Source organism: Luteibacter sp. P4_D7_3, assembly GCF_056401735.1.
This window is the reverse complement of the sequence record NZ_JBFUIT010000522.1, coordinates 1-1,612: the sequence shown is the minus strand read 5'-3', so window position 1 is coordinate 1,612 and position 1,612 is coordinate 1. Positions and strand designations below refer to the sequence as shown.

Below are 1,612 nucleotides of genomic sequence, written 5' to 3'. Positions count from 1 at the left end.
CTGGTCGCCGTCCGGCATGACCCCTTGGCCAAGGCCTTCTACGAGCAACTCGTCCGCCGTGGAAAGAAGAAGCGCCAAGCCCTCACGGCGGTCATGCGTAAGTACCTGACAGGCCTGTGGGCCTGTCTGCAGAACAACGAGAACTTCGATACCTCGAAGCTCTTCAGCCCTGAACACCTCAAGAACGCTTGACGGCCAAGAGAGTATCTACAAGTGCGTCAAGCTCACTTCCCTTGCTGCGAACGAAGCAGATCGCGGATTTCCGTCAGCAGTACAACGTCGGCCGCCGGCGCAGCCGGGGCTTCTTCCTCGCGACGGGTGAGGCGGTTGATCGCCTTGACCACGACGAAGATCGCGATCGCGACGATCAGGAACTGAATGAGTACGTTGATGAAGACGCCGTACTGGATCGCGACCTCGGCTTTCTTGGCAACCGCATCGGCGGGCTTGAGCACCCACTTCCAGTCGGAGAAATCGATGCCACCGATCAACCAGCCGATGGGCGGCATGATGATGTTGTCGACGAGCGAGGTAACGATCTTGCCGAATGCCGCACCGATCACGACACCGACCGCCAGGTCGACGACATTACCGCGTAGAGCGAATTTCTTGAATTCCGCGACGAAACTCATCGGTCTTTCTCCTTATTGGCTGAACGTGGAACGTTGGAAACTAGCGGGACGGATGTCGGCACTTCGCGAAGTCAGCTGACGCGGCCTTCGAGCGTCGCAACGCCGTCGAGGGTCGCACGGAACGTGTCGCCGCGCACGAGGGCGGAGACGCCTGCCGGCGTGCCGGTGTAGACGATGTCGCCGGCCTTCAGTTCGAACAGCTTCGACAGCGCACTGAGGATGGCGGGCACGTCCAGGAGCATGTCGCCCAGCATGGCCTCCTGGCGCAGTTCGCCGTTGATCTCCAGCGCGATACGGGTGGACGAGGTCGGTGTGACTTCCGACGCCGGGACCAGGGCCGAGATCGGGGCTGAATGGTCGAAGCCCTTGGCGACGTCCCACGGTGCGCCCTTGGCCTTGGCCTGCGCCTGCAGGTCGCGGCGGGTCAGGTCCAGGCCGACGCCGTAGCCCCAGACCAGCTTGCCGGCCTGCTCGACGGAAAGGTCCGAACCGCCGGCACCCAGGGCCACCACCATTTCCACTTCGTGGTGGAGATCGCTGGTTGCCGAGGGGTAGGGCACGTCGGCGCCGTCGGTGACGATGGCATCGGCCGGCTTGGTGAAGAACATCGGGTTCGACATGTCGACCGACGCGCCCATTTCACGGGCATGGTCGGCGTAGTTTCGGCCGATGCAGAAAATACGGCGGACCGGGAAACGCGCAGTCTGGCCGAGGACGGGGATGCTCGGCTGGGCCGGCGCGGGGATGATCGTATTCATCCCATCAGGTTAGCAGGTGACACCTGTCACGGCAGATGACTGATGGGCGGAAGTGGTGCAGCGTCGCCTCGGGTCGCATGATCCTGCCATCAGGTGGGACCGCAGGGGACAGAGGGAAGCATGAATTCGAACGCCGAGCTGCTGAGGCAGCTGAAGATCGATAAATCGCACAAGGAAGCCCACGGGCTGAAGATCGATAAATCGCACAAGGAAGCCCACGGG

The 1,612-nt window shown here is 62.3% G+C and carries 2 protein-coding genes and 1 pseudogene; 1 reads left to right on the top strand and 2 read right to left on the bottom strand.

Annotation, left to right across the window (positions count from 1 at the left end; all coding sequences use genetic code 11):
• Positions 1-192 (top strand): annotated as a pseudogene (locus tag AC1DSN_RS22300) (hypothetical protein); the annotation flags it as partial.
• A gap of 32 nt (positions 193-224) precedes the next feature.
• On the opposite strand, the gene mscL reads toward AC1DSN_RS22300, so the two are convergent.
• Together mscL and AC1DSN_RS22290 are read right to left on the bottom strand one after the other, a co-directional pair.
• Positions 225-632 carry a large-conductance mechanosensitive channel protein MscL gene (gene mscL, locus AC1DSN_RS22295; RefSeq protein WP_063572696.1) on the bottom strand — a complete coding sequence of 136 codons (408 nt, stop codon included), beginning with the start codon at positions 630-632 and terminating at the stop codon, positions 225-227.
• Positions 633-703: 71 nt separating this feature from the next.
• The gene (locus tag AC1DSN_RS22290; protein ID WP_477332977.1) at positions 704-1,390 is read right to left on the bottom strand and encodes a fumarylacetoacetate hydrolase family protein; all 687 of its coding nucleotides are present in this window, start codon (positions 1,388-1,390) and stop codon (positions 704-706) included.
• Positions 1,391-1,612 lie beyond the last annotated feature (222 nt).